This is a genomic window from Actinoplanes sp. NPDC051633, assembly GCF_040681735.1.
Classification (GTDB): Bacteria; Actinomycetota; Actinomycetes; order Mycobacteriales; family Micromonosporaceae; genus Actinoplanes.
This window is the reverse complement of sequence record NZ_JBFAZH010000613.1, coordinates 1-4,789: the sequence shown is the minus strand read 5'-3', so window position 1 is coordinate 4,789 and position 4,789 is coordinate 1. Positions and strand designations below refer to the sequence as shown.

Sequence of the window (4,789 nt, the reverse complement as noted above, 5' to 3'; positions counted from 1 at the left end):
TCTTCCAGTTCGCCCGAGGACGGAGAAACCGATGTCCGACCGGAATGTCAGCCGCCGGAGCCTGCTCAAGGGCGCCGCGGCGCTGGGCGGGGCCGGCCTGGTCGTGGCCACCGCCGGCGGCGAGGTGCTCGCCAAGAGCAGCAGGCTCGCGACCAAGAACACCCCGACGCCGTTCACCACCATGTTCCGCCGCCCGCCGGTGCTGGTGCCGTCCGAGACGGGTGAGGACGAGAAGGGCCCCTTCGCCCGGTACTGCCTCACCCAGAAGTTCGGCCAGGCCGGCATCGTGCCCGGCCTGCTCACCACGGTCGCCGGCTACAACGGGATCTTCCCGGGGCCGACCATCAAGGTTGCGCAGGGCACCCGGGCCGAGGTCCGGATCGCCAACCGGCTGACCGTCCAGAAGCTCAACGGCCTGCCCTTCAAGACGGTCACCCACCTGCACGGGTCGGCGTCGCTGCCGCAGTACGACGGGTACGCCAACGACCAGACCGCCCCCGGCAGCTGCAAGACGTACAAGTACCCGAACTGGCAGCAGGCCCGCACGCTCTGGTACCACGACCACAACCACCTGAGCACCGCGCAGAACGTCTTCACCGGCCTGGCCGCGCAGTACCACCTGAGCGACCCGTACGAGCGCGCCCAGCTCCCGCAGGGCGAGTTCGACGTGCCGCTGATCGTCAGCGACATGGCGTTCAAGGCTGACGGCAGCGTCGCCTTCGATGACGAGGACCACGCCGGCTTCATGGGCGACGTGATCCTGGTCAACGGCGTGCCGTGGCCCAAGATGCGGGTCAAGCCCCGGGTCTACCGGTTCCGCGTGCTGGCGGCCGGCATCTCCCGCTCGTTCCGCTTCCAGCTGAGCACCGGCGACCCGATGTACATCGTGGCCACCGACGCCGGCATGACGCCGAAGGTCGCCGCGGTGGGGTCATACCGGCACGGCGTGGCCGAGCGCTACGAGGTGCTGATCGACTTCCGCAAGTACAAGCCCGGCACGAGGATCGAGCTGCGCAACCTCAGCAACAAGAACAACGTCGACTTCGCCAACACCGGCAAGATCATGCAGTTCGAGGTCGTCGCGGACTCCGGCCCCGCCGACCCGTACGTGATCCCGGCGACGCTGGATCTGGGCCCGCAGCCGTTCGCCAACCGGGGCGCCATCGAGGTCAACAAGCTCACCCCGGACATGGCCAAGGCCCGCCGCACGGTGCGTGTGGAGCGCAAGCACGGCCTCTGGACGATCAACGGGGAGACCTGGGAGGACGTCGAGCGCGGCGACTTCAAGCGGGTGCTGGGCAACCCCCAGCCGTACGACGTGGAGATCTGGGACCTGGTCAACGAGTCGGGCGGATGGTTCCACCCGCTGCACATCCACCTGGTCGACGGCAAGATCATCGGCCGCAACACCACGCCGGACCGCAAGGCGCACGCCTGGGAGGGCGGCGGCAAGGACGTCTTCTATCTCGGCGAGAACGAGACGGTCACGGCGCTGATCCAGTTCACCACCGGCGACGGCAACGACGGCGGACGCTACATGGTGCACTGCCACAACCTCGTGCACGAGGACAACGACATGATGATCCAGTTCGCCGTCGGCGACATGATGGTCAACGACCCGATCTCGTCCGATCGGCCGATCGGCGACGAGCCGGACGAGCGTCCCGTCGTGTACGCCCCGAGCTACCCGCTGGGCACCTGAGATGCGGACGGTCCCACGTACCCGTGTCCTGGTGATCTTGATCCTGGTCGTCACCGGTGTCGCGGCGCTGTTGCGGTTCGGGGGCTGGCTCGACCCGGCCCCGGTCGCGGCGGAGCCGGTGGCGGTGGTCAGCGGCGACGACACCGGCGACGGGCAGGCGACCACGACCTTCGACGGCGCGATGGTGCGCCGGCGGGCGGCGATCGGCATCCACCCGGCGAAGGGCGCCGACCGGGCCACCATCACCGGGCAGATGAACGCGATGGCCGCCGGCGAGAAGCTCGGTCCCCTCGAGCCGGCGACGTTCGCGGTGTTCAGCTCGACGATGCTGGAGTTCCTGGTGCCGGAGATGACCTTCGTGGCGCCGGAGGGGGTGTCGGTCGAGTCGGCCGAGGCGATGATGCGCGACCACCAGCCGTCCGACATCGCGTTCTACCTGGTCCAGCCGGTGCTGGTGCACGACGTGACGTTCGCGGTGATCCCGAAGGCCGGTGTCACGCCCGCGGCGGTCGCGGCGGCGGAGGATCGGGAGGGCATCCTGACCGACGTGCTCGGCAAGTATCGGACCACCGTGCAGCGCTCCGGCGTGACCGTGCGGTATTTCGGTGCGCTGCTGAGCGACGTCAGCATCGGGTCGGTGCGCGCGTCGATGGGCCGGGCCGCCGGAGTGCCGGCCGAGCAGGTGCAGGTTTCGGCGAACAGCCCCCTCGCCGGCGTCGAGCTCGACGGCGGCGTGGACCTCACCGACAACGAGGCGACACACCACCACCGGTAGCAACAACCGCTGAAGCCGCCCTGGGCACCGCTCAGGGCGGCTTCAGCATGTGCTCGGTGTCACCACGGAAGGGCCAAACCCGGCATTTGCACTATGTACGAAATTCCCGGTTCTCCTCCGCTCCCAAGGATGCCACCCGTGAAGCTTCGCACCGTCGTCTCCGCAGCCGCGGCCGCCGCCGTCCTGGCCGGCACCCTCGTGGCCACGCCCGCCCAGGCCGCACCCATCGGCCAGGGGTTCACGATCACCCCGGCCGACCTCGCCTACATCCTCAAGCAGATCAAGATCGCCGAGGCGCACGCGGCGAACACCACCAGCGCCACCGGCCCCTGCGGCGCGCTGCTCGGCGACGGTCCCGACCAGCTGGCCAGTCCGCTGCTCGCCTTCGGCCTGCGCACGGTCGACGGCAGCTGCAACCACCTCACCGCCGGCGAGCAGAAGTACGGCGCCGCCGACCAGCTCTTCCCGCGGCTGTCCGGCAAGAGCTTCCAGCCCGCCGAGACCGCCCCGGCGTCCATGTTCGGCCGGTCCTTCCCGACGACGTACGCCGACAAGTCGGCGAACAACATCGTGGTCGACTCCCAGCCCCGCCTGATCAGCAACCTGATCGCCGACCAGACCGCGGCGAACCCGGCGGCGGTGGCCGCGGCCGGCGCCCCGGTCCGGAGCCAGACGACGGGTACGCAGGCCGCGGTCGCCGACGGCCGGACGCTGTTCATCCCCAACGTGACCACCGACGTCGGCCTCAGCGCCCCGTACAACTCGTGGTTCACGCTCTTCGGCCAGTTCTTCGACCACGGCATCGACCAGACGGTGAAGGGTGGCGGCACGGTCATCGTCCCGCTGCGCGCCGACGACCCGCTGATCGCCGGCCCCGACCGCATCCCGGGCAACGCCGACGACCCCCGGCCGGGCGACGCGAAGTACGTGGCGCCCTCGATGCGTTTCATGGCGCTGACCCGGGCGGCCAACCAGCCCGGCCCGGACGGCAAGCTGGGCACCGCGGACGACGTGCAGGACGCGGCGAACACCGACACCCCGTACGTCGACAACTCCCAGACGTACGCCTCCCACGGCTCGCACCAGGTGTTCCTGCGCGCCTACTCGCTCGCGGCCGGACGGCCGGTCGCCACCGGCGACCTGCTCGCCGACGCCGGAGGGGGCCTGCCCACCTGGGCCGACACCAAGGCCCAGGCCCGCGACCTGCTCGGCCTGGCGCTGACCGACGCCGACGTGCTCAACGTGCCGACGATCCTCACCGACCCGTACGGCAAGTTCGTCCCCGGCCCGGCCCGCGGCCTCCCGCAGTACGTCACCAAGCACGGCCTGGTCGAGGGTAACCTCGCCGCCCCGGTCGCCGTGCCGGCCGACGTGCTCCACTTCGACACCCCGTTCCTCACCGACATCGCGCACAACGCCGACCCCACGCCGGTCGACGGCGACCACAACCCGGCCACCCCGCCGGTCGCGCCCCGCCCCGACGCCGACCACACCGCGTCCGCCGACTTCGCCGCGCAACCCGCCGGGACCTACGACGACGAGATGCTCGCCGCGCACTACATCGCCGGGGACGGCCGGGCCAACGAGAACATCGGCCTCACCGCGGTGCACCAGATCTTCCACTCCGAGCACCAGCGCCTGGTCGGCGACATCGAGCGGGTGCTGACCGAGGACGGGAGCGCGCTGCCCGAATGGCAGCTGGCCGGCGGCTCGTGGAACGGCGAGCGGATCTTCCAGGCCGCCCGGTTCGTCAACGAGATGGAGTACCAGCACCTGGTCTTCGAGGAGTTCGCCCGCAAGATCCAGCCGGCGATCAACCCGTTCCAGCCGTTCGCGTTCACCCAGACCGAGATCGACCCGGCCGTCACCGCCGAGTTCGCCCACGCCGTCTACCGCTTCGGGCACTCGATGCTCACCGAGCGGATCAGCCGCACCATGGACGACGGCACCGACGCCTCGATGCCGCTGCTCGACGGCTTCCTCAACCCGCCGGCCTTCACCGCGAACGGGACGCTCACCCCCGAGCAGGCCGCCGGCTCGATCGTCATGGGCATGTCCGACCAGGTCGGCAACGAGCTCGACGAGTTCATGACCGACACCCTGCGCGACAACCTGCTCGGGCTCCCGATGGACCTGGCGGCGGTGAACATCGCCCGCGGACGCTCCGAGGGGCTGCCGTCGCTGAACGACTTCCGGCGCTCGCAGAACGGGCTGACCGCGTACACCAGCTGGGTCGACTTCGGCGAGAACCTCAGGCACCCGGAGTCGCACCTCAACATCGACGCCGCGTACGGCAGGCACCCGTCCCAGTC

General features: G+C 70.2%; 3 protein-coding genes. All 3 read left to right on the top strand.

Features of this window, described 5'->3' with window-relative positions; all coding sequences use genetic code 11:
• Window positions 1–31 precede the first annotated feature (31 nt).
• Window positions 32–1,702 (top strand): multicopper oxidase domain-containing protein, encoded by a 1,671-nt coding sequence (locus AB0M20_RS27945; RefSeq protein ID WP_364303157.1) that lies wholly within the window; start codon window positions 32–34, stop codon window positions 1,700–1,702.
• Window positions 1,703–1,733: 31 nt separating this feature from the next.
• A complete protein-coding gene (locus tag AB0M20_RS27940) occupies window positions 1,734–2,477 on the top strand; it encodes a hypothetical protein (RefSeq protein WP_364303155.1) in 744 nt (247 codons plus the stop codon).
• A gap of 138 nt (window positions 2,478–2,615) precedes the next feature.
• Window positions 2,616–4,789: peroxidase family protein (locus AB0M20_RS27935; protein ID WP_364303153.1), on the top strand; the 2,174-nt coding region annotated here is incomplete at its 3' end.